General features: G+C 57.6%; 22 protein-coding genes. 11 read left to right on the top strand and 11 right to left on the bottom strand.

The annotated features are described in order from the left end of the window. Positions 1-55 precede the first annotated feature (55 nt). Genes ABLN94_RS10030 through ABLN94_RS10010 form a run of 5 tightly spaced genes read left to right on the top strand, consistent with a single transcriptional unit; the run spans position 56 to position 4,696 of the window. Positions 56-553: a flagellar basal body-associated FliL family protein gene (locus tag ABLN94_RS10030; RefSeq protein WP_352992018.1), complete on the top strand. Its 498-nt coding sequence runs from the start codon at positions 56-58 to the stop codon at positions 551-553. A gap of 9 nt (positions 554-562) precedes the next feature. Beyond that, a complete protein-coding gene (locus ABLN94_RS10025; protein WP_352992017.1) occupies positions 563-1,075 on the top strand; it encodes a hypothetical protein in 513 nt (170 codons plus the stop codon). Next, positions 1,072-1,647 carry a MotE family protein gene (locus ABLN94_RS10020; protein ID WP_352992015.1) on the top strand — a complete coding sequence of 192 codons (576 nt, stop codon included), beginning with the start codon at positions 1,072-1,074 and terminating at the stop codon, positions 1,645-1,647. The genes ABLN94_RS10025 and ABLN94_RS10020 overlap by 4 nt, the downstream gene beginning before the upstream one ends. 38 nt (positions 1,648-1,685) lie before the next feature. After that, positions 1,686-2,555: a flagellar motor stator protein MotA gene (gene motA, locus ABLN94_RS10015; protein WP_352992014.1), complete on the top strand. Its 870-nt coding sequence runs from the start codon at positions 1,686-1,688 to the stop codon at positions 2,553-2,555. Next, complete coding sequence (locus ABLN94_RS10010; protein WP_352992012.1) at positions 2,552-4,696, top strand: hypothetical protein; 2,145 nt, start codon at positions 2,552-2,554, stop codon at positions 4,694-4,696. The genes motA and ABLN94_RS10010 overlap by 4 nt, the downstream gene beginning before the upstream one ends. A gap of 499 nt (positions 4,697-5,195) precedes the next feature. Here ABLN94_RS10010 and betB read toward each other — a convergent pair whose 3' ends face one another. Continuing rightward, positions 5,196-6,650 (bottom strand): betaine-aldehyde dehydrogenase, encoded by a 1,455-nt coding sequence (betB, locus tag ABLN94_RS10005; protein WP_352992010.1) that lies wholly within the window; start codon positions 6,648-6,650, stop codon positions 5,196-5,198. A 180-nt stretch (positions 6,651-6,830) separates the two neighbouring features. Here betB and ABLN94_RS10000 point away from each other — a divergent pair, with 180 nt between their 5' ends. Continuing rightward, positions 6,831-7,142, top strand: coding sequence for a hypothetical protein (locus ABLN94_RS10000; RefSeq protein WP_352992008.1), 312 nt, complete (start codon positions 6,831-6,833; stop codon positions 7,140-7,142). 22 nt (positions 7,143-7,164) lie between these two features. Here the strand turns inward: ABLN94_RS10000 and ABLN94_RS09995 are convergent, their stop codons facing one another. Further along, positions 7,165-7,668 (bottom strand): potassium channel family protein, encoded by a 504-nt coding sequence (locus tag ABLN94_RS09995; protein WP_170488230.1) that lies wholly within the window; start codon positions 7,666-7,668, stop codon positions 7,165-7,167. A 75-nt stretch (positions 7,669-7,743) separates the two neighbouring features. After that, entirely contained in the window at positions 7,744-8,649 is a 906-nt protein-coding gene (locus ABLN94_RS09990; protein ID WP_352992006.1) for a rhodanese-related sulfurtransferase, read from the bottom strand. Positions 8,650-8,764: 115 nt separating this feature from the next. Here ABLN94_RS09990 and pncA point away from each other — a divergent pair, with 115 nt between their 5' ends. Further along, a complete protein-coding gene (gene pncA / locus ABLN94_RS09985; RefSeq protein WP_170488226.1) occupies positions 8,765-9,358 on the top strand; it encodes a bifunctional nicotinamidase/pyrazinamidase in 594 nt (197 codons plus the stop codon). Here the strand turns inward: pncA and ABLN94_RS09980 are convergent. Next, positions 9,355-9,894 (bottom strand): hypothetical protein, encoded by a 540-nt coding sequence (locus ABLN94_RS09980; protein WP_352992004.1) that lies wholly within the window; start codon positions 9,892-9,894, stop codon positions 9,355-9,357. The genes pncA and ABLN94_RS09980 overlap by 4 nt on opposite strands. A 164-nt stretch (positions 9,895-10,058) precedes the next feature. Here ABLN94_RS09980 and pncB point away from each other — a divergent pair, with 164 nt between their 5' ends. After that, entirely contained in the window at positions 10,059-11,351 is a 1,293-nt protein-coding gene (pncB, locus tag ABLN94_RS09975) for a nicotinate phosphoribosyltransferase (protein ID WP_352992002.1), read from the top strand. A gap of 3 nt (positions 11,352-11,354) precedes the next feature. On the opposite strand, the gene ABLN94_RS09970 is transcribed toward pncB, so the two are convergent. The 6 genes from ABLN94_RS09970 to ABLN94_RS09945 are packed head-to-tail and all read right to left on the bottom strand — an operon-like array spanning position 11,355 to position 18,851. Continuing rightward, on the bottom strand, positions 11,355-12,806 hold the full coding sequence (locus ABLN94_RS09970) for an aldehyde dehydrogenase family protein (RefSeq protein ID WP_352992001.1): 1,452 nt from the start codon (positions 12,804-12,806) through the stop codon (positions 11,355-11,357). Between the two features lie 19 nt (positions 12,807-12,825). Next, positions 12,826-14,436, bottom strand: a complete 1,611-nt coding sequence (locus ABLN94_RS09965) for an ABC transporter ATP-binding protein (RefSeq protein ID WP_352991999.1) — start codon at positions 14,434-14,436, stop codon at positions 12,826-12,828. Beyond that, complete coding sequence (locus tag ABLN94_RS09960; protein WP_352991998.1) at positions 14,433-15,248, bottom strand: ABC transporter permease; 816 nt, start codon at positions 15,246-15,248, stop codon at positions 14,433-14,435. Before ABLN94_RS09960 ends, ABLN94_RS09965 begins: the two co-directional genes overlap by 4 nt. Beyond that, complete coding sequence (locus ABLN94_RS09955; protein ID WP_352991996.1) at positions 15,245-16,192, bottom strand: ABC transporter permease; 948 nt, start codon at positions 16,190-16,192, stop codon at positions 15,245-15,247. Before ABLN94_RS09955 ends, ABLN94_RS09960 begins: the two co-directional genes overlap by 4 nt. A gap of 40 nt (positions 16,193-16,232) precedes the next feature. After that, on the bottom strand, positions 16,233-17,303 hold the full coding sequence (locus tag ABLN94_RS09950; RefSeq protein ID WP_352991994.1) for a hypothetical protein: 1,071 nt from the start codon (positions 17,301-17,303) through the stop codon (positions 16,233-16,235). A 60-nt stretch (positions 17,304-17,363) separates the two neighbouring features. Further along, a complete protein-coding gene (locus ABLN94_RS09945) occupies positions 17,364-18,851 on the bottom strand; it encodes an ABC transporter substrate-binding protein (protein WP_352991993.1) in 1,488 nt (495 codons plus the stop codon). Between the two features lie 170 nt (positions 18,852-19,021). On the opposite strand from ABLN94_RS09945, the gene panB reads away from it, so the two are divergent. From panB to glpK, 3 genes are all read left to right on the top strand, one after another. Then, positions 19,022-19,861, top strand: coding sequence for a 3-methyl-2-oxobutanoate hydroxymethyltransferase (gene panB / locus ABLN94_RS09940; RefSeq protein ID WP_352991991.1), 840 nt, complete (start codon positions 19,022-19,024; stop codon positions 19,859-19,861). After that, on the top strand, positions 19,858-20,700 hold the full coding sequence (gene panC / locus ABLN94_RS09935) for a pantoate--beta-alanine ligase (protein WP_352991989.1): 843 nt from the start codon (positions 19,858-19,860) through the stop codon (positions 20,698-20,700). Before panB ends, panC begins: the two co-directional genes overlap by 4 nt. 66 nt (positions 20,701-20,766) lie before the next feature. Beyond that, positions 20,767-22,245, top strand: a complete 1,479-nt coding sequence (glpK, locus tag ABLN94_RS09930) for a glycerol kinase GlpK (RefSeq protein ID WP_352991988.1) — start codon at positions 20,767-20,769, stop codon at positions 22,243-22,245. 13 nt (positions 22,246-22,258) lie between these two features. Here glpK and smpB read toward each other — a convergent pair whose 3' ends face one another. After that, entirely contained in the window at positions 22,259-22,741 is a 483-nt protein-coding gene (gene smpB / locus ABLN94_RS09925) for an SsrA-binding protein SmpB (RefSeq protein ID WP_352991986.1), read from the bottom strand. Between the last annotated feature and the right edge of the window lie 3 nt (positions 22,742-22,744).

Genomic DNA, 22,744 nt, shown 5'->3' with positions numbered 1-22,744 from the left:
ATCGGTTAGTCCCTGCCGGGTTATGACACTAACCGAACGGATAAATGAGGACGTCATGACTGACGCGACTACAGAGCAGGGTGAAGCCACTGAAAAGTCGGGGAAAAAGGGGATAGTCATTGGGATGATTCTGGCGGTCACCGGAGCAGCTGGTGGGTATTTCCTGACCACCTCTGGCCGGTTGCCGTTCGGTGGAAAGCCTGCGGTCGAAGAGGCAGAAAACAAGCACCAGACCAAGGCGGTGAAGGCATTGCCCCAGGTGGGATTCATCGATCTTCCGCCGTTGATCGTCTCGGTCAACGCAGGCGATTCACGGCATTTGAAGTTTCACGCTCAGTTGGAGGTGAACTCCGAATATGCCGCTGACGTGGAAAAGATGAAACCCCGAATCATGGACATCCTGAACGGGTATCTGCGCGCGGTTGAAGTGTCGGATCTAGAGGATTCTCTGGCCCTGATGCGCATCCGCGGCCACCTGCTGCGGCCCATTGAAATCGTCGTAGGAGAAGGCCGCGTGCGCGACGTTCTCGTGATGGAATTCGTATTGAATTAGGAGGCGAAGTTGGAGCTGATTGCAGATATTTTACTGGTCGCCGGCGCGCTGGGTGCGGGTCTTTACTGTTTCGTGCTGTCCCGGCGGCTCAAGCGCTTCACCGACCTGGAAAAAGGTGTAGGCGGGGCGGTCGCTGTTCTGTCGACGCAAGCGGATGAGTTGAAGAAGTCACTGGAGTCTGCACGAGACGCTTCGGATCAATCAGGCGCGAATCTCAAGGAATTGACGGAACGCGCCGAGACAGTTGCAAAGCGGCTGGAGTTGATGATGGCCTCCATGCATGACGTGGAGCTACCTGAAAAAACGGCGTCAAAGCCAGAGGCGTCCACGCCTGTTCATGACTCCGGCAAAACGCCCGAAGAAGCTAGGGAAATCACCACATCCAATGGTGAAGACACTGCCGAGGCGACTGAGCAGACTGCGGACCCGGAAAATGAGGCCGTTGCCCCGGCTACGGCGAAGCGGCCCGGCGGTTTGATGTTTTTCCGGCATGATCGCCCAAAAAGTGAACTTGCAAGATGACCCTCAAGCAAACCGATAGGCGCCCGAAAGGCGGCGTATTGGCGGTCATCTCGCTGCTGATGATCGGGTCCGCTGCGATTCGGCTTGGGCTGGAAGCTGGGCCTGCATTGGCAAAAACGTCCGAGCCTTCCGCCCTTAGGGTCAACCAGGTGCAGGATGATCTGCCTGGAGCGCAGGTTCTGCTGACAGAACTATTGCGCCGGGAAGAAGCCCTGAAGCAGCGCGAATCTACGGTATTGGACAAGGAAAAAGCGTTGGACATTGCCGGTCAGGCAATCGAAATGCGACTGGTTGCCTTGCAGGAAGCCGAAGAAGCCCTGCGCGCGACACTCGCAATCGCCGAGAATGCCGCCGAGACAGACCTGACGCGCCTGACTGATGTCTATCAAAGCATGAAACCGAAAGACGCCGCCGCGCTATTCGAGACGATGGACCCGGGTTTTGCCGCCGGTTTCCTCTCGCGGATGCCTCCGGATGCGGCGGCTGGCGTTCTAGCCGGGTTAAGCCCCGAGGCCGCCTACACCATCAGTGTCATCATGGCGGGCCGCAACGCGGCGGCCCCTCAGGAGTAACCCCTTAACCCCGCGCAGGACTTTGCTGGAGATCCCCCATGATCGGACTAATCGGAATTGTGGTCATTTTCGCCATGGTGTTCGGCGGCTATCTGGCTGCGGGCGGCAAAATGGCCATCATTATGAAATCGCTTCCTTTTGAGATGATGATGATCGGTGGTGCTGCAATAGGCGCGTTTCTGATCAGCAACGATATGAGCGCTGTGAAGCACACCGCGAAGGACATGGGAAAAGTGTTCAAGGGGCCGAAATGGAAGCCCGAAGACTATCGCGACCTGCTATGCTTGCTGTTTTCTCTGATCCGCATCGCCAAGGCCAACCCGGTCGAGGTTGAGCAGCATATCGAAGACCCCGAAAAATCGTCACTTTTTTCGGCCTATCCCAAGATTCAGGCCGACAAGGAGGCGGTAGACCTGATCTGCGACACAATGCGATCTGCGTCGATGAACTATGACGATCCGCATCAGGTGGAAGAGGTGCTGGAAAAAAGGATGGAAGCGAATTTTCACCACGCCATGCATTCCAGCCATGCCCTTCAGACCGTTGCGGATGGTCTGCCTGCCTTGGGCATCGTGGCGGCGGTTTTGGGTGTGATCAAGACGATGGGGTCAATCGACCAACCGCCCGAGGTGTTAGGCAAGCTCATTGGTGGCGCGCTGGTGGGAACCTTTCTGGGAGTGTTTCTGGCCTATGGTCTGGTCGGGCCCTTCGCCGGCAAGCTGAAGGCTGTTGTCGAAGAAGACAACCATTTCTACCAGCTGATCAAAGAGGTTCTGGTCGCCAATCTACACAACCACAACGCCTCCATGTGCATTGAGGTCGGGCGCCAGAACACGCCAACCCATAACCGCCCGGACTTTACCGAGCTTGAAGAAGCACTGAAAGAACTCAAGCAGGCAGCGGCATGACCCGGTTCGCGATCTTCGTCTCTGCCCTGATTGCGGTGGCCGGCAGCGCCGCTGCGCGAGATCTTACGGTGCGCTCGGGCGAACATGACGGCTATACTAGGCTGGTTGTTCAGGTTCCACCGGACACCGGATGGGTGCTGAAACAGACGAAGAACGGTGCCCGCTTGAACGTCGCGCTGGAGGGTGCAATCTTTGAAACCGGTTCGGTTTTTCAGCGACTAACCAAAAACCGGCTGGCGACAATTTCCCAATTGGATCCGGGCGGGGCCCTTGAGTTGGAGTTTGGCTGCGACTGCGTTGCCTCGGCCTTTCTGTTCAAACGGACAATGATCGTTGTAGACATTGCGCCCGGAACTTTCCTTCCGCCACTGACCAGCGATATCTCAGCGCCCGTGCTGCCCAAAGCCCCAAAGGAAGACAAAGCGTTAGAACCCGATCAAACATTTGATAAGCTGGCCCTGCCGTTACTGACCCTGAACGCAAACGGGTTCGAAGATCAGCTGTCCATGCGACTACTGCAAGGCGTTGATCGCGGTATCGTTGATTTGGACATTGCCCCAACGGGACCACGCGCATCCACCTACGATCAGAGTCTGATTATACCTTCCGAAGTGGAACGGAATGTCCAGGTGACCTCAATCTTGGATGACCTGAACGGGCTTTTAGGCCCGGACATTCCGCAGGTGGAGCGCCGCCCCCCCTGTGTGTCCAGCGCTGAACTGGCCTTTGATGAATGGACAGATGATCGCTCATTTTCCGAACAGATTGCGCAGCTACGGTCCGGCCTGTTTCAGGAGTTCGACACCATCGACAAAACGCACGCACTGCAATTGGCCAAACTCTACGCTTACTCCGGTTTTGGAGCCGAGGCTAAAACGGCCCTCGAACTGTTGGGCGAGCATACTGCAGAGGTAGAACGTATCGCAGCCGTGGGCCACGTTCTGGATAACGGCCCGTTGACCGGAGCAAATCCGTTCTCCGATCTGCAGCGATGCGACAGCGATGCGGCTTTGTGGGCCGTGCTTTCCGAAGGTCATTTGCACAGCGACGCCAATCTTACTGCGATTGAACAGACATTTGTGCGCCTACCAGATCACTTGAGGCGCCACGTCGGCCCGCCGCTGTCGGAAATTTTGGTGGATGGAGAGGAATTGGAAGCCGCTCGCCGAGTTTTGCGTTCAGTGGATCGCGTCAAAACACAAACCAGCGCGAGTGTAACGCAGGCCAAGGCCAAAGTTTCATCTGCTGAGGGTGATGCGCCCCAAACAGACGCCTTGTTAACCGAGGTAATCGAATCCTCAGACGCCACTCTGGAAGCCCCGTTGGCATTGGCTCGCCTAGTCGACAAACGCTGGATCGAACGCGGAGCAATCGCGCCTCAGGAGATTGACTTGGCCGAATCCTACACGGTCGAGTTCCGCAGGGCCGAGATCGGGCCCATGATGCAGCGAACCCATGCTGTTGCACTGAGTCTGGGTCACGAATTCGACGCTGCGCTCGACTTGATTGCAAAACTGCCGGAAGACACAGAAAGCGCTGAGACGCTGAATCGTGTGGTGTATATTTTGACCGAACGGGCCGATGACGCCACTTTTCTGCGCCGCATCCTCAGTATGCCATCTGAGCAGACGCTGAATCTAACGACAGATGCCGCAATCGCTGTTGCAACCAGGTTAGCAGAGCTTGGTTTCCCACGGCAGGCAATCGCTCTGGCAAAACGGCCTCAGGACAGGGTCAGACGCGGCGAGCGCGCCCGCCTGCGCGCCAAGGCAGCTCTTTTGGACCAGCACCCACATCAAGCGATGTTGGAACTGGCCGACGACTCGACGGGCGCGGCCGTTGCTTTGCGCGCTGAAGCTTTGGTCGTAGTTGGGGACTATACCAAGGCGGGTGCTCTGATGCGCGCTTCGGATCGTATTGACGAGGCAAACCGACTGTTTTGGCTGGCCGATCAGTCCACTGAAGCGAATTTGGAACACGGTGCAAAGTACAGCCAGGTTGTTGAAGCGACGAAGCGCCTCGTGACTCCGCAACCGCGTGTGCCTGACAAACCCCTGGCCGACGCAGAAAAACTGCTGCAGGACAGCGTAGAAGCTCGCCACGAGATCGCCGAGTTGTTCAAGGTGTTGCAGCTGAACTAGAACTGGCTCTGACGCAAAGCAATCAAGCAGAATTGGGTGCTTTTTTTGTTTATGTTTTGGGGCATTTTCTGTTGCTGCCGCACGATCTGGGTAGAGGCAGGCATCACAATACGCCGCACGTAAACTTCACGAGCGCCAAGTTCCTGATTGCGCTATGTACGAATTCCAGAGTATTGGCATCATCCTTTGATCCCGCTGCATCCGGGCCTCACTCTTTTAGAAACTCGTGCAATGGCCGACCGCAGGCCAGGCTCTGACACCTTTTTTTGGCGAGCAAACTCCCAAAGAAGAAGTTGCCGCGATTTAGTCTCTAACAAAGGGGTTGGTCGCGCTAAACGAAACCCGTGACATGCACATCAGAGACTTTGGCACGGTTTTGGTTTGCGCCGGTTATTGAGGCTGGACGCACCGACTGCAAATTCAACAGCGAGCCACGTACGGTTCTGCTCTGCTCCATATACGATTTTGCATGGAACAGAGCCTGAATAGACGGTTCGGATCAGTAGGGTGCCTCGACATCGTTCATCGAGACATAAACCGTTTTCATCTCGCTGAAGTGGTTGATTGCGAGTTTCGAGTTCTCGCGCCCGACCCCAGACATCTTGGACCCGCCAAAGGGCGCTTCAACCGGGGCGAGATTGTAGGTGTTGATATAGCAGGTGCCTGCCTCGAATCCGGCCACGATGCGGTGGGCGCGGGTCAGGTCGTTGGTAAACACACCCGCAGCCAGACCGAACTCAGTATCATTGGCACGGGCCATGACCTCTTCCTCGGTGTCGAAATCCAGCACCGACATGACCGGGCCAAAGATTTCTTCGCGTGCGATGGTCATATCGTCGGTGACATCCGCAAAGACAGTAGGCTGCATGTAGAAGCCATCGCCTTCGATCCGCTCGCCGCCATAGACCAGACGGGCGCCTTCGGTCTTGCCCTTTTCGACATAACCCAGCGCGATGTTCATCTGGTTTTCGCTGACCATTGGGCCGAAATTGACCTCTTCACCCAGCGGATCGCCGATTTTCGCGGTGGCGAGGCGTTCGGACAGGCGGGTCAGGAAGGCCTCTTTGATACCTTTTTGCACAAAGACACGGGTGCCGTTGGAACAGACCTGACCCGAAGAGTAGAAATTGCCCAGAATCGCGCCTGAGACGGCGTTTTCGATATCCGCATCATCGAACACGATCATCGGGGACTTGCCGCCCAGCTCCATGGTCACGTGCTTCATGCCGTCTGCTGCGGCAGCGTAGACTTTACGGCCTGTTGGCACCGATCCGGTCAACGAAACCTTGGCAACGCGCGGATCGGTCACCAGAGACGCTCCCACATCGCCATAGCCCTGCACCACGTTATAGACGCCTTTGGGCGCCCCGGCTTCGATCAGGATCTCGGCCACTTGCAACGCCGACAACGGGGTGGTCTCGGAAGGTTTGAACACCATCGTGTTGCCACAGGCCAGTGCGGGCGCACCCTTCCAGCAGGCGATTTGGGTCGGATAGTTCCAAGCGCCGATACCCACGCAAACGCCTAGCGCCTCGCGGATCGTGTAAACGAAATCGCCGCCACCCAGTGGAATATGCTCGCCGGTCAACGATGCGGCTAGGCCGCCAAAATACTCCAGCGCATCAGCACCGCTGGTGGCATCTGCTACAAGCGTTTCCTGAAGGGGTTTGCCGGTGTCGTGAGTTTCGAGGATCGACAGCTCACGATTGCGGTCCCGCATGATGTCTGAGGCACGGCGCAGCACGCGACCGCGTTCTGTGCCCGACATAGCGGCCCATTCGGATTGTGCCGCTTTTGCGCTGTTTAGAGCCTGATCTACGATCTCAGGCGTAGCTGAATGCAGCCTGGCAATGACCTCTCCGGTGGCCGGGTAGATGACATCGATCAGAGCACCGTTCGTGTCCTCAACGTATTCGCCGTTGATGAAATGACTGGCCTTGGGCTGAAACTTCATGCCGCGTCCTTTTCTTTTATGCGCCCCGAGCGGGCAGAGAACTTTCTCGGACTTATCTATTATTGATTGGTCAGTCAATAAAAGCTGAAACCGGCAGTTTCCCGCCCAGTCCCGACCACCCCCTCTTGAAAAAAATGGCTAATGTTCCACAGATGTTCCACATAGTCAGAGGAACACCCGATGGCCCAGTACTCGCGAAATTCCGCCCTAGGCGGTCCGTCAAATGACTATCACCTGCTGCCCGTTACAGACCGGCAGATGCGCTATGCCCGCGCAATTGCCGAACAGTCAGCGCTTGAAATTCCGGTCGAAGCTCAACGCGACCGGCGCTCAATGTCAGATTGGATTTCAGCACATAAGCCGCATGACCCGTCACCATTTGCCAATTACCCGACCGGCAAACAGGTTGCTTATGCCGAGCGGATTTCGCGCAGCAAACGCAGGCCCATACCGTCAGAGTGTTTCCGGGACAAGCACGCCATGTCTCAATGAATCGACCACAACAAGTAACCGGTCAGTGCTGATTGTGCCCACGCGCATATACTCCGACAGCGGCCGCAACGAAGAGGCCCAGCAGGATATACCCGGTAATTGCCTCGGCTACGGCCAGACCGCGGCACAGGCCTGCGGGGTGCAGGTCTCCAAAACCGACCGTCGTGAACGTGACATATGAGAAATACAGAACATCCGACGGCCCTTTGGCCCCCACCACGCACAAGTCGTAATATCCAAACGAGCCATAGACGGCCGCAAACAGGAAGGGCACGACCTGAATAAAGGAAATTCCCATGAGCAACAGTTGACGCTTCGGGGATTTCACCTGTGTCATGTAGTACCAGGTCTGGGACACCAGCCAAATCGAAAGCAGCACAGTCGTCGCTGTGCCGATCGTGTCACCAGCGGTGGTCTCACTTAACCGCGACAGGCCGTACCAAGCGAGAAAACTGACCAATACAAGACCCAAGGCTGCGACCAGTGTCGATTTCCACTCTTCCAGAGTTGTCGGGTCGCGATGCATGAAACCTCCGATACGGTGATACGGGCACAATGATCTGCATTCCGGCCCGTGCCCGCAACCTTATTTATCAGAGAGTTAGTCGGTGCCCAGATGCTCTTGGCCACGCTGGCGCGCCAGACCGATCTGTTTTTGCCGCTCGCGGAACCGCATCTTGTCAGCCTCGGAGGTCTCGTTGACGCATTGATGGCAGGACACGCCGTGTTCGTATTCGGGGCGCTTCATATCCTCGGGCAGGATCGGGCGACGACAACCGTGGCACAAGTTGTGCGGCCCTTCGACCAACCCGTGCCCAACGGACACACGGTTGTCGAACACGAAACACTCCCCCTGCCAGGTGCTGTCTTCGGCAGGCATTTCCTCAAGATAGCGCAGGATGCCGCCTTTCAGGTGATACACATCCTCAACGCCCTGCCCCAGCAGGAAGTTCGTGGATTTCTCACAACGAATGCCACCAGTGCAGAACATGGCGACACGTTTGTTGTGGAAGCGTTCTTTGTTCTCTTCCCACCACGCCGGGAAATCGCGGAAACTGGCTGTTTCAGGGTCTATTGCGCCCTCAAACGTCCCGATCGCCACCTCATAGTCGTTGCGGGTGTCGATCACCACTACGTCGTCCGAGCGAATCAGGTCGTTCCAATCCTCGGGCTCGACATAGTTCCCAACCCGAGCGCGCGGATCGACATCCGGCTGCCCCATGGTAACGATCTCTTTCTTCAGGCGGACCTTCATCTTACCAAATGGAGGATGGTCGGCTGTCGCCTCTTTCCATTCCAGGTCACCACATCCCGGCAACGCACGAATATGCGCCAGCACCGCGTCGATCCCCGCGCGCGGGCCTGCGATGGTGCCATTGATCCCCTCTTGCGCCAGCAGCAGCGTGCCTTTGACCGAATGCAAACGGCAAAGTTCCAGCAGAGGCTCACGCAGGGTCACGTGATCCGGGAAACGGGTGAAGTGATACAGAGCAGCGATTGTATACATGCGCGCGGTCTAAACCTGCTGGCACAGAGTCGCAAGGGATCGGACTGAGACCCCTGCAAGATTGACGACCGCGCCCCCGCCCCGTACCGATAGGGCAACCCGAGGAGTGACCGCGATGACCCACGCCCTGCTTGTAATCGACGTCCAGAACGATTTCTGCCCCGGTGGCGCATTGGCCGTGCCAGGGGGTGATGAGGTCGTACCCGTGATCAATGCCATGATGGACGATTTCGACACTGTGATATTGACGCAGGACTGGCATCCCGCGAGCCATTCCTCATTCGCCAGTTCGCATACCGGGAAAAATCCGTTCGAATTGACAGAAATGCACTACGGCCCGCAGGTTCTTTGGCCAGAGCATTGTGTGCAGGGAACTGAAGGTGCCGATTTCCACCCTGACCTGAACACCCATGCAGATCTTGTCATTCGCAAGGGATTTCGCAAAGGCATCGACAGTTATTCGGCTTTTTTTGAGAATGATCAGACCACACCCACGGGTTTGGAAGGATACCTGAAAACCCGCGGGATCACACATTTAACACTGGTCGGATTGGCCACAGATTTTTGTGTCCACTACTCTGCAATCGACGCGGCCCGCTTGGGGTTTGACGTAACTGTCCGAACCGAGGCCTGCCGAGCGATAGATCTGGACGGATCCTTAGCTGCCGCCGAAGACGCAATGCGAGACGCTGGGGTCACATTGGCCTAGGGGGTGGCCCCCATTGCTGCCAGGTATCTCAGGATAGCAATCACAATAACGGCCAGACCCAGCGCAACCCCGATACGCCATTGAAGCGAGCGTCTTTTAGGTTTGGACACTGCAGATTGCTTTGGCTTTGGCTGTGGCGTTTGGTTCGGGACGTCGCGGGCTACTTTGGCCTGCGGCCGGGCTGTTTTCACGTCATCGAGAAATTGCCAGAAATCGAAATCTCCGCAGTATTCACCTTGGACACCCATATTTCGGATATTGGCGAACAAGCGCTTCAGGATACGTTCGCGATCCTCTGCATCTTCGGGCAGATAAAGCCCATGTGGCAGATCACCACCTTTTGGCTCGAGGCTAAAACCTGATTCAACGAATATGCGACGAATCTTCGGAGACGCACTGTGCAGGGCCTGAACAGTACGAGCATTGCGGAAGGACGCACGCACGGCTTTATGGCCTGTCACGGCAGACATGCCATGCTCAGGATCCACTTCGTCCGGAGCGATCTCTACAATATCAAAGTCGTACTCGAGACCCATTCACTAACTAAACCTTGTCCTTCCAACCTATCTTTCCACTAACCGGTGAAAAGAACTCACAATATGCTCGCTTTGTGACGTGACCTTGTCATTGTCCTCAATCTAGCGACTCTTGCCAATCAACGCACCTATTGATCTAACAACGGAAATCGCAGGAGTTCCCCATGGTCGATATTGCGACGCGCGTGTACAATCATAAATGGAAGATTGATCCAATTGTGCGGTCTTTAATCGACACAGACTTCTACAAACTGCTGATGTGCCAGTCAGTGTTTCGAAATAAGCCCCAAACGGACGTTGTTTTTTCGCTGATTAACCGGTCGAATCACATTCCATTGGCCAAATTAATCGATGAAGGCGAGTTGCGCGAACAGTTGGACCACATTCGTTCGCTCGGCCTCAGCCGGGGGGAAAGCACCTGGCTGCGAGGCAACACTTTTTACGGCAAACGGCAGATGTTCCGCTCGGATTTCATGGAATGGTTCGAGAATCTGCGCCTGCCACCTTATCACTTGGAGCGCAAAGGCGATCAGTATGAGCTGACGTTCGAGGGCAGTTGGCCCGAGGTTATGTTATGGGAAATCCCGGCTTTGGCCGTATTGATGGAGCTACGATCCCGCGCGGTTCTGAACGACATGCGTCGGTTCGAACTGCAGGTGCTCTACGCCCGCGCCATGACCCGCGTTTGGGAGAAGATCGAAGAGCTGCGCAAGATTGACGGGCTCGGCATCGCTGATTTTGGGACGAGGCGGCGACATTCCTTCCTCTGGCAAGACTGGTGCGTTCAGGCGATGATCGAAGGGTTGGGGCCTTCATTTACCGGCACTTCCAACTGTTTGATCGCCATGCGGCGCGAGGTTGAGGCGATCGGAACAAATGCGCATGAGTTGCCCATGGTCTATTCCGCACTGGCCGATTCAGATGAGGCGTTGGCGCGAGCCCCTTATGACGTTCTCAGCGACTGGCACGAGGAGCATGACGGCAATCTGCGCATCATTCTGCCCGACACCTACGGCACCCAGGGGTTTCTGGACCGTGCGCCCGATTGGCTGGCAGGCTGGACCGGTATTCGGGTCGACAGTGGTGATCCGGCAGCAGGGGCCGAGATCGCCATCAACTGGTGGAAGGCCCGTGGTGAGGACCCGACGCAAAAGCGGGTGATCTTCTCTGACGGGCTGGACGTGGACAAAATCCGAGAATTGCACAGCCAGTTCGCACACCGGACCAAAGTCTCGTTTGGTTGGGGCACCTTGTTGACCAATGATTTTCGCGGGCTGGTGCCCGACGACGCGCTGGCGCCGTTTTCGCTGGTTTGCAAAGCGGTGTCCGCCAATGGCCTCCCGACCGTGAAACTGTCGGACAATCCGGAAAAGGCGATGGGTCCAGAGGATGAGATCACCCGTTACAAACGTGTATTCGGCGTCGGTACGCAAGAGTCGATTGAGGTGATCGTTTAGGCCCTAACCATGGTACACAGCCACGGTTTTCAGCTGTGAAAAGCCATAAAGCGCCTCAAACCCCTTTTCCCGCCCGTGACCCGATTTGCCAACACCTCCAAAAGGCAGCTCTACCCCCCCACCTGCGCCGTAGTTGTTGATGAACACCTGACCGGACCTTAACCGTTTCGCCAATCGCATCTGTCGCGCCCCGTCGCGAGTCCATACGCTGGCAACCAGACCATAGTCGGTGGCATTTGCGATCTGGATGGCTTCATCCTCGGTGCCGAACGGGATCAGCACCTGCACCGGGCCAAAGATTTCATCCTGCGCCAGAACATGATCCGGCGGAACATCGGCAAACAAGGTTGGCTGCACATATGCGCCGTTCTTGGGGGCGTGTTCGACGATACGCCCCTGCCCGGCGACGGTGAGATTAGCACCCTTGGCCAGAAACCCCTCTACAATCTCTTTCTGTCGGGCTGAAATCAGCGGACCGACTCTCAAATCCTCTTTCGCCGGGCCGACAGTCAGGTCGGCATAGGCCACAGCCATTCGGGCTTTCACCTGCTCGTAGACCCCGCGCTGCACCAGAATACGGGACGAGGCCGAACAGGTCTGACCCGCATTCTGAATGCCCGCATTCACCAGAAACGGCAGCGCGGCGTCCAGATTAGCATCGTCGAATACCAGTTGCGGGGATTTGCCGCCCAGCTCCAGCGTCACAGGCACCACATTGCGCCCCGCTGCCTGCTGCACCAGCGCGCCTGTGGCAACCGACCCGGTGAAAGAGACGTGATGCACACCCGGATGCGCCGACAGTGCTGCCCCGGCCTCGGTCCCCAGACCAGGAACCACGTTTAACGCCCCGGCAGGCAGACCGGCCTGCTGTGCCAGATGAGCAAAGGCCAATGCGGTCAGACAAGCCTCCTCCGCCGGTTTCAACACGCAGGCATTGCCCATCGCCAGCGCCGCCCCGACCGAGCGGCCGATGATCTGCATCGGGTAATTCCACGGCACGATATGGCCCGTGACCCCATGCGGCTCGCGCAGGGTGTAGACGGTGTAGCCGTCCAGATAGGGAATGGTCTCGCCCATCACCTTGTCCGCCGCACCGCCGTAGAACTCGCAATACCGCGCCAGCGCCACCGCATCCGCTCGCGCCTGTGTCAGAGGCTTGCCCACATCCATCGCCTCCAACGCGGCTAAATCATCCACGCGTTCCAACACCAACTGCCCCAAGCGCGTGAGGATACGGCCCCGTTCCAAAGCTGTTTTATGGCCCCACTCGCCATCCAGCGCCGTTTGCGCGGTCTGGACCGCCGCGTTGATATCTGCTGCATCCCCGCGCGCGATACGGCAAATTTCCGAACCGTCCGACGGGTTGATCATCGGAAGGGTTGCCTGCGACGCGGGGCTGACCCACGCACTGCCAATCAGACACAGGCTGGGATTGAACCAGAGAGGATTGGACATTTGGGCCTCCATTTCGGCTCTAAATAAAGGTATTTTCTACAGTAACACTGATGTCCGGCAGGATTGACGCAGCTTCGATCAAGGTTCGGGTATACGGGTGTCGCGGATCGGAAAAGACTTGCTCGGTCTCGCCCTGCTCCACAATCCTGCCAGCTTGCATCACCATCACCCGGTCCGTGATCGTTCGCACGACGCTCAGGTCGTGGCTGATAAACAGATAGGTCAGGTCATAGGTGGCACAAAGCTCGGCCAGCAAATCCAGGATTTGCGCCCGGACCGAAACGTCGAGAGCCGAGACAGCCTCGTCGAACAGGATCAGATCCGGCCGGATCAACAAGGCGCGCGCTATGGCAATGCGTTGCCGCTGCCCCCCCGAGAATTCATGGATGTACTTGCCTGCATCATCAGGGCTGAGTCCCACTGCGGTCAGCATTTCGGCGATGCGGTCTTGTCGCTCGGACCCTGTGGGCGGCTTCTCCAGCAGGTGGAACGGCTCGGTGATCAGGCGAGAGACACGGTGACGGGGGTTGAAACTGCCGTAGGGGTCTTGAAACACAACCTGCATCTTTCGACGCACTGCGGGGTTGGGTTTGTGGCCCGAGAATACAGGTTCACCGTCCAACCTGATTTCTCCAGCCTGCACATCATCAATGCCAAGAATAGACCGCGTTAGGGTCGATTTTCCGCACCCAGATTCACCGACCAGTCCCAGGCGTTCACCTCGGTTGAGGGTAAAGGTGACATCATTCACTGCGCGGTGATGGCCCGGCGTGTCGAACAGGCGCTTTCGAGGCAAGCGATAGTCACGGACAACGTGCCGGACCTCAAGCAATGGGCCTGGTGCAGGAGATGCAGGTAATGTCACCTGATGGCCAGACGCCGCAAACAACATGCGCGTATAGGGATGCTGCATATTGCCCATCAGATCGACGGTCGCGCCGCTTTCGACCACTTCTCCGTAGCGCATCACCACGATCCGGTCTGCAATATCGGCCACCACCGCCAGATCATGGGTGATCATCAGCAGACCCATACCATATTCGGTCACAAGCCCTTTAAGAAGATCGAGAATTTGAGCCTGAGTGGTAACGTCCAGCGCGGTGGTCGGCTCATCTGCGATTAATAGTTTGGGGCGCAGAGCGATGGCCATGGCGATCACTACGCGTTGCCGCTGACCGCCGGACAGCTCATGCGGATAGCGTGACAGAGGAAAGCGATCGGGGGGCAGGCCTACACGGGTCAACACCTCTTGCGCGCGTTCCCGGGCCAGCGCGCGGGTCATGGCCTTATGGATCAGGATCGTCTCCATCACCTGATCGCCAATGGTTTTAACCGGGTTGAGAGCCGTCATCGGCTCCTGAAACACCATTCCGATGGATGCACCACGCAGAGCGCACATCTCAGCTTCCGGGACGTTCAACAGGTCCTTGCCCTCTAACTGGATCGCTCCCGCTGCCTCGGCCCCGTTCGGCAGCAGTTGCATCACGGCCAGCGCGGTCATCGACTTGCCCGAACCGCTCTCGCCAGTCACAGCCACGATTTGCCCCGAAGCAATGGACAAGCTGACCCGTTTCAGGATGTCCGCACCGTGGATCGTCAGAGACAGGTTCTCAATCTGCAGCAGACTCATGCGCGCGCCACCCGTATTCTAGGGTCCAGCCAGTCTCGCAACCCGTCCCCCAACAGATTCAAACCCAGCACCGTCACTATGATCGCTAATCCCGGAATCAGAGCCAAATGCGGGGCAAAACTGACCATTGTCTGTGCGTCGGCCAGCATTCTGCCCCAGCTTGGCGTGGGCGGTTGCGCGCCCAGACCGACATAAGACAGCCCTGCCTCTGCCAGAATACCAAGACTGAACTGGATGGTCCCCTGCACGATGAGCAGGTTCGCCACGTTGGGCAGGATATGCTCCGCCGATATCCGCGCCGCGCCCTTACCCGATACACGTGCAGCGAGGATAAACTCCCTCTCCCACAAAGGCAGCGCCGCCCCGCGGGTGATGCGGGCAAAGACCGGAATGTTGAAGATACCGATAGCGATGATCGCGTTGATAGCCCCGGCACCGAAAACAGCAGTGATCAGAATGGCAATGACCAGCGAAGGAAAGGCAAAGACCAGATCATTACCGCGCATGATCACCTCGTCCAGCCAAGACCCCTTGCGCGCGGCCGCCGTCAGGCCCAGAGGCACGCCGAGCGCCATGCCAATTCCCACGGCCACCAGCGCGACTGCAATCGACGTCCGCGCACCAACCATGATCATCGAGAACATGTCGCGCCCAAAATGATCGGTGCCGAACCAGTGTTTTCCGTTGGGCGGCTGCAACTTGTTAGGGATATCCAACGCCGCATAGTCATAGGGCGTCCAGACAAACGAGATGAGTGCAGCCAGCAACACCAACGAGGACAGAGCCGCGCCAAAGATCAGGTTACGGCTCATGTCCGGCTCCTCAGGCGCGGGTCAACGGCGGCATAGGCCAGATCGACCAAGAAATTCACGGTGATGACGGCAAAGACCAGCAGCATCACCACGGATTCTACCACGATCAGATCACGGGCCGAGATCGCCTGAAACACCAATCTCCCGAGACCGGGCAGGTAGAACACCTGCTCGATGATGATCGATCCGGCCAATAGGAAAGAAAACTGGAGGCCGATGATGGTCAGCACCGGGATCAGGGCATTGCGTACGCCGTGCCGCCAGAGCGCCTGACGGCGGGACAGACCCTTGGCTCGGGCAGTACGCATGAAATCCTCACCCAGAACATCCAGCAATGAGGACCGCATGACCCGCGCCAGAATCGCCGCCTGCGGCAGGGCCAGGGCAATTGCAGGAAGGGTCAGCGAATGCACACCGGCCCAGAGCCCTTTTTCCCACCCCGCAAACCCGCCCGCATTGAACCAGCGCAGGTTGATTGCGAAGATCAGCACCAGCATCATGGCGAACCAGAAATTTGGCACCGCAATACCCAGCTGTGTCGCCCCCATCACCGTCAGATCTCCGGGTTTGCCCCGTCGGGCAGCGGCATAAATCCCGGCGGGAAAAGCGATCAGAGTTGACAGTGTCAGCGCATAGAGCGCCAGCGGCAGGGACACCCACAACCGATCTGCAATCATTTGCGACACTGGCGTGCGATACGTATAAGAGGTGCCGAAATCCCCCGCCAGCATGCCGCCAACCCAGTTGAAATACCGCTGTACCTTGGACACATCCAGGCCAAGCTCGGCCCGTAGCGCGGCCAGTGTATCATCCTGCGCATTCACTCCCAGCATGAAAGAGGCCGGATCGCCCGGTGCCACCTCGATCACTGCGAAAATGACAACCGAAGCAACCGCGAGGCTGATCAGCAAAGACATCAGACGTTTGAGGGCATAGCGGAGCATTGGGGCTACGTTAGGGTCACATATCGCGCGGGTCCAGCGTCTAAGGCGTCAGCAGATAGGCAAAAATCGCATAGGCGACGATGGCCCCATAGCCCAGCGGATAGATCCATTTGATCGCATAATTGTCTAGTTTTCTGGCCCCGCCCTCGCGCCCGGAAACCTTCAGTTTGCGCAGGGCAACGTTGAACACGATCAGCGCCCCGGTCATCAGGAACATGCATTGCAGGATGAAATCCAAAAAGGTCAGATAGCCCAGTTTTGGCAAGTCGGCCGAGATGGCCCAGTTAAAGGCCACGAAGACCAGAAGATTGCCCCCGGCGATTTCGATCCGACGGCGGTATTCGTCGAGGAAGAACAGTGCCCAACCGACGGTGATCAGAACCAGCATCGGCAGGAACACCCGGATCACGTAATAGGTCAGGTGCCGGTGGCCCTCAAACGCCAGAGCGATCTGATCGCTTTCCCGACCAGACAGGCCAATAACCTTGGAATGCTCAACCCGTGCGTTGTCCAGTATCCATTCTTCCTCGCCTAGCAAGTCACCGAGGCCAGAAAACTCCTCCAGCGGATAATAAGTCACGTATTCGGAAGGAAAGACCGAGACGACTTCGAAAAAGAACTCCTGTGTATCGAACGGGTATTTGCGGAAATCGAAATGTGGTGCCTGCAAGGTCAGCGAGGATTTCTCGACATAAACCACATCGCCGTCATAGCTCAGCGAGGCGGCGGATTCGTGAATCCATTTGTTGGATTGTTGGTTGTGGATGACAAAGGCAGGTATGACTGCGTTGAGCGCTCGCGCGTGGTCGGCCAACACCGAAGGGTTGAAGACCTGAAATTCCCGTCCGACCTCATCACGATCAAAAGCCAGCGCCGGGTCGGTCCATTCGGCCCGCAGGACAACGACCGCACCATAGTTCTCTGCCTTCTGATCGACGCTGGTGACCTGATCAATGTGAATACCGATCCCCACGTTCAGCGGGTTTTCGGGCGTGCCGACCAACCTGCCCAACCCGCCTTCCAAACCACTTTGTGCCGCGGCCTGCCCACCGCCGAAGGTGATCAGGCACAGGGTTAAAGCAACGAAGCAAATGGCGCGGACCAAGGTCATGTTTAGGCTCGCTCAGAACTACGGAGTACCGGGGCCACAGTTGGCAACCCCGAAGATGAATCAATCGGACCAACTAATCTGGGTCAGGTCAATGGCAGCGGTTGGCGCATTCTTCCACAGCCCCTGCACACCGACCTTGGCAACGCCCAGCTTGGCCAGCTGGAACAGATACCCGTTGACGAAATCATTCGAGATAAGGCGCTGCATTTCACCTAGCAGTTTCTTACGTTCCTCGGGGTCGGTGGATCCCTTCAAAGTATCCATCAGCGTCTGGGCATCCAGACTGTCATATTGGAAATAGTAATCGGGGCGCGCATAAATGCCGATATCCATCGGTTCGGTGTGGCTTACGATGGTTAGGCCGTAATCTTTGCCTTTGAACACCGACTCCAACCACTGCGCCCATTCCACGTTGATGATCTCGGCTTTGATGCCAACCTCAGCCAGTTGTGCGGCTACAATCTCACCCCCGCGCCGAGCATAAGACGGCGGCGGCAGGTGCAGTGTGGTTTCCAACCCCTTCTCATAGCCAGCATCGGCCAGAAGTTTGGCAGCCTTCTTCGGATCATAGGCCGAATTGCCGATCAGATCGACATAGGCCGGGTTATGTGGCGCGAAATGAGTGCCGATAGGGGTACCATAGCCGAACATTGCGCCGTCGATGATCGCCTGACGGTCGATCGCATGAGCCAGCGCCTGTCGCACGCGAATATCGTCAAAAGGCGGCTGCTTGTTGTTGGTCGACAGGATTGTTTCCCCTTCGGTGGTGCCAACCAGCACCTGAAAGCGTGGATCGGCCTCGAACTGAGGCAGGTTTTCAGGCGCAGGGAAGTTGTCGAACACATCCACATCTTCGGCCATCATCGCGGCAAAGGCGGCAGTCGGGTCCGAGATAAATTTGAACGTTGCCGTTTCTAACGCAGGCTGGTCACCCCAATAGTCAGGGTTGCGGTTCAGTGTAATGCTGTCGCCCTGCACCCAATTGCCAAAGGTGAACGCCCCGGTGCCGACAGGGTTGGTTTTGATATCTTCGATGCTTTCCGGCGAGACAATCACCGCATCGCCCCAGGCCATGTTGAACAGGAAATTGCCGTCGGGTTCAGACAAAGTGACTTGGACAGTCAGAGGGTCCACAACCTCAACACTTTCAATCCCTGCAAACAGCGCCTTTTGCGCATTCGCGCTGTCTTCGGCCATGGCCCGGTCGAGGCTGAATTTGACGTCTTCGGCATCCATCGTGGTGCCATCATGGAAAGTCACGCCATCATGCAGCTTGAAGGTGTAAACGGTGCCGTCTTCGGAAATCTCCCAGCTTTCGGCAAGACCGGGCACGACCGAGCCGTCGCCCATGAACCGGGTCAGACCTTCGAAGATATTGGTATAGACCACGGAATCAATTGCCTGTGCCGCGGCACTTGTGGGGTCCAGATGTGGCGGCTCCAACTGCATCGCAATTGTGATATCGGATTTTGCAAAAACCTGCGTCGCGAACAGGCTGGCGCCGAGGGCCAATCCCGAGACAAATGTCCGAAAGGTCTGCTTTGTCATGAAAATAACTCCCCGTTGAAATAACTGAACCCGCTGTTTTCTGGGCATTTCTAAGAGTACTGTCTCTGTAAACCTTGGGTCATTCAAGGAAATGTTCGCGCAACCGGGGTTTCTATAAGCTTGTGCAATCTGCTATGCCGCGCTGCAATATGAACACCGGAGGAGCGACCATGAGCGCCACCGCCCGAAAAAAAGCCCCGAATGCCGAGGACATCCGCGCCCGCAAAGGGAGTGAACCTCTGGTCAGTCTGACCGCCTACACCACGCCAATGGCGCGGCTGATGGATGCACATTGCGACTTTGTTCTGGTGGGGGACAGCGTCGGAATGGTGCTGCACGGGCTAGAATCGACGCTGGGCGTGACTATGGAGATGATGGTGATGCACGGTCAGGCCGTTTCGCGCGGTCTGGACAAGGCGATGATGGTTATCGACATGCCCTTTGGCAGCTATGAGCATTCCCCGGCCGACGCTTTCCGCAACGCGGCCCGCCTGATAGCCGACACCAACGCCGGTGCGGTCAAGCTGGAAGGCGGGGTCGAGATGGCCGAAACCATCCGCTTTCTGGTCAAGCGCGGCATCCCAGTGATGGCCCATATCGGCCTGACGCCGCAGTCGATCAACACACTGGGCGGCTACAAGGTCCAAGGCCGGGATGAACAGGCCGAGGCTGTGCTGGCCGATGCGCGTGCGGTGGCCGAGGCTGGCGCGTTCTCTGTTGTGCTCGAGAAGGTGCCTCAGGGTTTGGCCGACCAGATCACGGCCGAGGTCTCGATCCCGACCATCGGCATCGGCGCGTCGGCTGGCTGCGACGGACAAATTCTGGTGGTCGACGACATGGTTGGTTTCTTCACTGCCTTTAAACCGAAATTCGTCAAACGCTATGCCGAGCTTGGCCCACAGGCCGAAGCCGCCATCGCCGAATACGCCGCAGAAGTACGCGCCCGCGCCTTCCCGGCGGACGAACACGTATTTTCCGATCAGGCTCCGGTCAAAGGATCCAAGACATGACCGCCCCCATCCTGCGCCGCCTGTCAGACCTGCGCGCCCTGACCTCCGAATGGCACCGCAAAGGCGAGACGATTGGTGTTGTCCCCACAATGGGCGCGCTGCATCAGGGGCACCTGTCTCTGGTCGAGGCCGCCAAGGCCGGGACAGACCAGGTAATCGTGACGATTTTTGTGAACCCCAAACAGTTCAACAACCCCGAAGATCTGGCCAAATACCCTCGCACCGAGAATGAAGACGCGCAAAAACTGGCCCCCTATGACGTTGACGCGATCTATGTGCCTGACCCCGAAGAGATTTACCCGCAAGGCTTTGCCACCACCGTTTCCGTCGCCGGCCTGACCAATGTGATGGAGGGAGAATTCCGGCCCGGTCACTTTGATGGCGTTTCCACGGTGGTTGCCAAGCTGTTCCTGCAAACGCAGGCGGATCGAGCCTATTTTGGGGAAAAAGACTATCAGCAATTGATGATCGTCCGCCGGATGGCGCGTGATTTGGATATTCCGATCGAAGTGATCGGCTGCCCAACGATACGCGAACCCTCGGGGTTGGCGATGTCCTCACGCAACCTGTTGCTCTCACCCGAAGGGCTGGCGATTGCCGCCAACAAGCATCGGATTATGCAAGGCCTGGCCCAGTCGCTGAAAGCCGGGGCGGCGTTTGACACATTGGCTGCCAAGGCCGAGTCCGATCTGCTGGCCGCAGGATTTACGCAGGTTGAATATGTTCACCTGCGCTGCGCCGAAACGCTCGAGCCTCTGACCCACGCCACGCGTCCAGCACGGTTGTTTGCGGCGACCTGGGCGGATGGGGTTCGGCTGATCGATAATATTCCTGTCTGAGCCTCTGGCCCGAACGTCACTGTTTGCGCTAAAGTCCCGCAAAACTAAACGGGAGGGGCGCGGGGAATGACCTATATTCTCGCCATTGATCAGGGCACTACATCATCGCGGGCCATTTTATTCGACGCAGAGATGCAGCGCGCAGGCACTGCGCAGCATGAATTCACCCAGCATTTCCCACTGGAAGGCTGGGTCGAGCACGATGCCGAGGAAATCTGGGACAGCGTTCTGAACGTCTGTCGTGAAGTGATGCAAACCACCGGCGTCACCCCCGACCAAATCGCGGGCATCGGCATCACCAACCAGCGCGAAACCACCGTGATCTGGGACCGTGCCACCGGCAAGCCGATCCACAACGCGATCGTCTGGCAGGACCGCCGCACTGCCGAGATCTGCACGCGGTACAAGCAGGCTGGGTGCGAGGATGACGTGACCGCCCAGACCGGGCTGCTGCTGGACCCGTATTTCTCGGGCACCAAGGTCAAATGGCTGCTGGATTCCGTGCCGGGTGCGCGCGAAAAAGCCGAGGCCGGGGAGTTGATGTTCGGCACCATCGACTGCTTTCTCATTTGGCGCCTGACCGAAGGGCGCAGCCACGCCACCGACGCCACCAACGCCGCGCGCACTCTGCTGTTTGACATCCATAAGGGTGAGTGGAGCACCGAGATTTGCGACCTGCTGGACGTGCCGATGAACATGCTGCCCGAGGTGCACGATTGCGCCTCGGATTTTGGATATACGACTCTATTTAGAGGAAATATCCCGATTTTGGGCGTAGCTGGGGATCAGCAAGCCGCCACGATTGGGCAGGCTTGTTTCCAGCCGGGCATGATGAAATCGACCTATGGCACCGGCTGTTTCGCGCTTCTGAACACCGGCGACAAACCGGTTGAGTCGAAGAACCGCCTGCTGACAACCATCGCCTATCAGCTGGACGGCAAGCGGACCTATGCGCTGGAGGGGTCGATCTTTGTGGCTGGCGCCGCCGTGCAATGGCTTCGCGACGCGCTGCAGATCATCGATTCAGCCCCCGAAAGCGGAGAGCTGGCAAAACAAGCCGACCCGAACCAACATGTGGTTCTGGTACCTGCCTTTACCGGCCTCGGCGCGCCTTACTGGAAGCCCGACTGCCGCGGCGCAGTGTTCGGCCTGACCCGCAATTCGGGTCGTGCAGAATTCGCCAAGGCCACGCTGGAGAGCATCGCCTACCAGACACGCGACCTGTGGCACGCAATGCAGGGCGACTGGGGTGCAGATACCGAAGTAACGCTACGTGTGGACGGAGGGGCCAGTGCCTCGGACTGGGCGATGCAAGGTCTTTCAGACTATCTGGGAGCCGAGGTGGACCGTCCCGTGATGCAGGAGACCACCGCTTTGGGCGCGGCCTGGCTGGCCGGGATGCGGGCTGGTGTTTACCCGGATCAACAGGGATTTTCGGAAACCTGGGCGCTGGATCACCGGTTCAAACCGGAATTGTCTGCCGAGGACCGAGACGCCGCCTATGACCGCTGGAAACGCGCCGTGTCCGCTGCCATGGCGTTCTGAATCGGGTGAAGGATCAGCTGTGATCCTTCATCAGCCGCTGTTTCTGACGTGACCAGTCTCGCTTGGCCTGAGTTTCACGCTTATCGTGCAGCTTCTTACCCTTGGCGATGCCGAGTTTGATCTTGGCCCGCCCCTTGTGGTTGAAATACAGCACCAGCGGCACCAGCGTCATGCCTTTGCGCTGGGTCGCATTCCACAGGTTCGACAACTCTTTGCGCGACACCAGCAGCTTGCGGCGGCGGCGTTCTTCGTGTTTGAACACCTTCGCCTGCTCGTACGGCGCGATATAGCTGTTGACCAGCCACAACTCTCCATCATCGACCGAGGCATAGCTCTCGGCGATGTTCGACCCGCCCGCGCGCAGGGATTTGACCTCGGACCCTTCCAGCACGATGCCGCACTCAATATCCTCTTCGATCGCGTAATCGAAGCGGGCACGCCGGTTTTCGGCGATCACTTTGTAGTTCGGGTCTGTCTTCTGCTTTTGCTTGGCCATGAC

Source organism: Ruegeria sp. SCP11 (assembly GCF_040329455.1).
Classification (GTDB): Bacteria; Pseudomonadota; Alphaproteobacteria; order Rhodobacterales; family Rhodobacteraceae; genus Ruegeria; species Ruegeria atlantica_E.
Note: the sequence above shows the minus strand (reverse complement) of the source record. Positions and strands in the feature narration are given on the sequence as shown.

Coding starts and splice junctions, on each gene's coding strand:
- ABLN94_RS10020 (WP_352992015.1), top strand. CDS start 1,072: ATGACCCTCAAGCAAACCGATAGGCGCCCGAAAGGCGGCGTATTGGCG.
- smpB (WP_352991986.1), bottom strand. CDS start 22,741: ATGGCCAAGCAAAAGCAGAAGACAGACCCGAACTACAAAGTGATCGCC.
- betB (WP_352992010.1), bottom strand. CDS start 6,650: ATGAAGTTTCAGCCCAAGGCCAGTCATTTCATCAACGGCGAATACGTT.
- ABLN94_RS09990 (WP_352992006.1), bottom strand. CDS start 8,649: ATGTATACAATCGCTGCTCTGTATCACTTCACCCGTTTCCCGGATCAC.
- ABLN94_RS09995 (WP_170488230.1), bottom strand. CDS start 7,668: ATGCATCGCGACCCGACAACTCTGGAAGAGTGGAAATCGACACTGGTC.
- ABLN94_RS09950 (WP_352991994.1), bottom strand. CDS start 17,303: ATGACCTTGGTCCGCGCCATTTGCTTCGTTGCTTTAACCCTGTGCCTG.
- pncA (WP_170488226.1), top strand. CDS start 8,765: ATGACCCACGCCCTGCTTGTAATCGACGTCCAGAACGATTTCTGCCCC.
- ABLN94_RS09980 (WP_352992004.1), bottom strand. CDS start 9,894: ATGGGTCTCGAGTACGACTTTGATATTGTAGAGATCGCTCCGGACGAA.
- ABLN94_RS10010 (WP_352992012.1), top strand. CDS start 2,552: ATGACCCGGTTCGCGATCTTCGTCTCTGCCCTGATTGCGGTGGCCGGC.
- ABLN94_RS10030 (WP_352992018.1), top strand. CDS start 56: ATGACTGACGCGACTACAGAGCAGGGTGAAGCCACTGAAAAGTCGGGG.
- panB (WP_352991991.1), top strand. CDS start 19,022: ATGAGCGCCACCGCCCGAAAAAAAGCCCCGAATGCCGAGGACATCCGC.
- glpK (WP_352991988.1), top strand. CDS start 20,767: ATGACCTATATTCTCGCCATTGATCAGGGCACTACATCATCGCGGGCC.
- ABLN94_RS09960 (WP_352991998.1), bottom strand. CDS start 15,248: ATGAGCCGTAACCTGATCTTTGGCGCGGCTCTGTCCTCGTTGGTGTTG.
- motA (WP_352992014.1), top strand. CDS start 1,686: ATGATCGGACTAATCGGAATTGTGGTCATTTTCGCCATGGTGTTCGGC.
- ABLN94_RS09970 (WP_352992001.1), bottom strand. CDS start 12,806: ATGTCCAATCCTCTCTGGTTCAATCCCAGCCTGTGTCTGATTGGCAGT.
- panC (WP_352991989.1), top strand. CDS start 19,858: ATGACCGCCCCCATCCTGCGCCGCCTGTCAGACCTGCGCGCCCTGACC.
- pncB (WP_352992002.1), top strand. CDS start 10,059: ATGGTCGATATTGCGACGCGCGTGTACAATCATAAATGGAAGATTGAT.
- ABLN94_RS09965 (WP_352991999.1), bottom strand. CDS start 14,436: ATGAGTCTGCTGCAGATTGAGAACCTGTCTCTGACGATCCACGGTGCG.
- ABLN94_RS09945 (WP_352991993.1), bottom strand. CDS start 18,851: ATGACAAAGCAGACCTTTCGGACATTTGTCTCGGGATTGGCCCTCGGC.
- ABLN94_RS10000 (WP_352992008.1), top strand. CDS start 6,831: ATGGCCCAGTACTCGCGAAATTCCGCCCTAGGCGGTCCGTCAAATGAC.
- ABLN94_RS09955 (WP_352991996.1), bottom strand. CDS start 16,192: ATGCTCCGCTATGCCCTCAAACGTCTGATGTCTTTGCTGATCAGCCTC.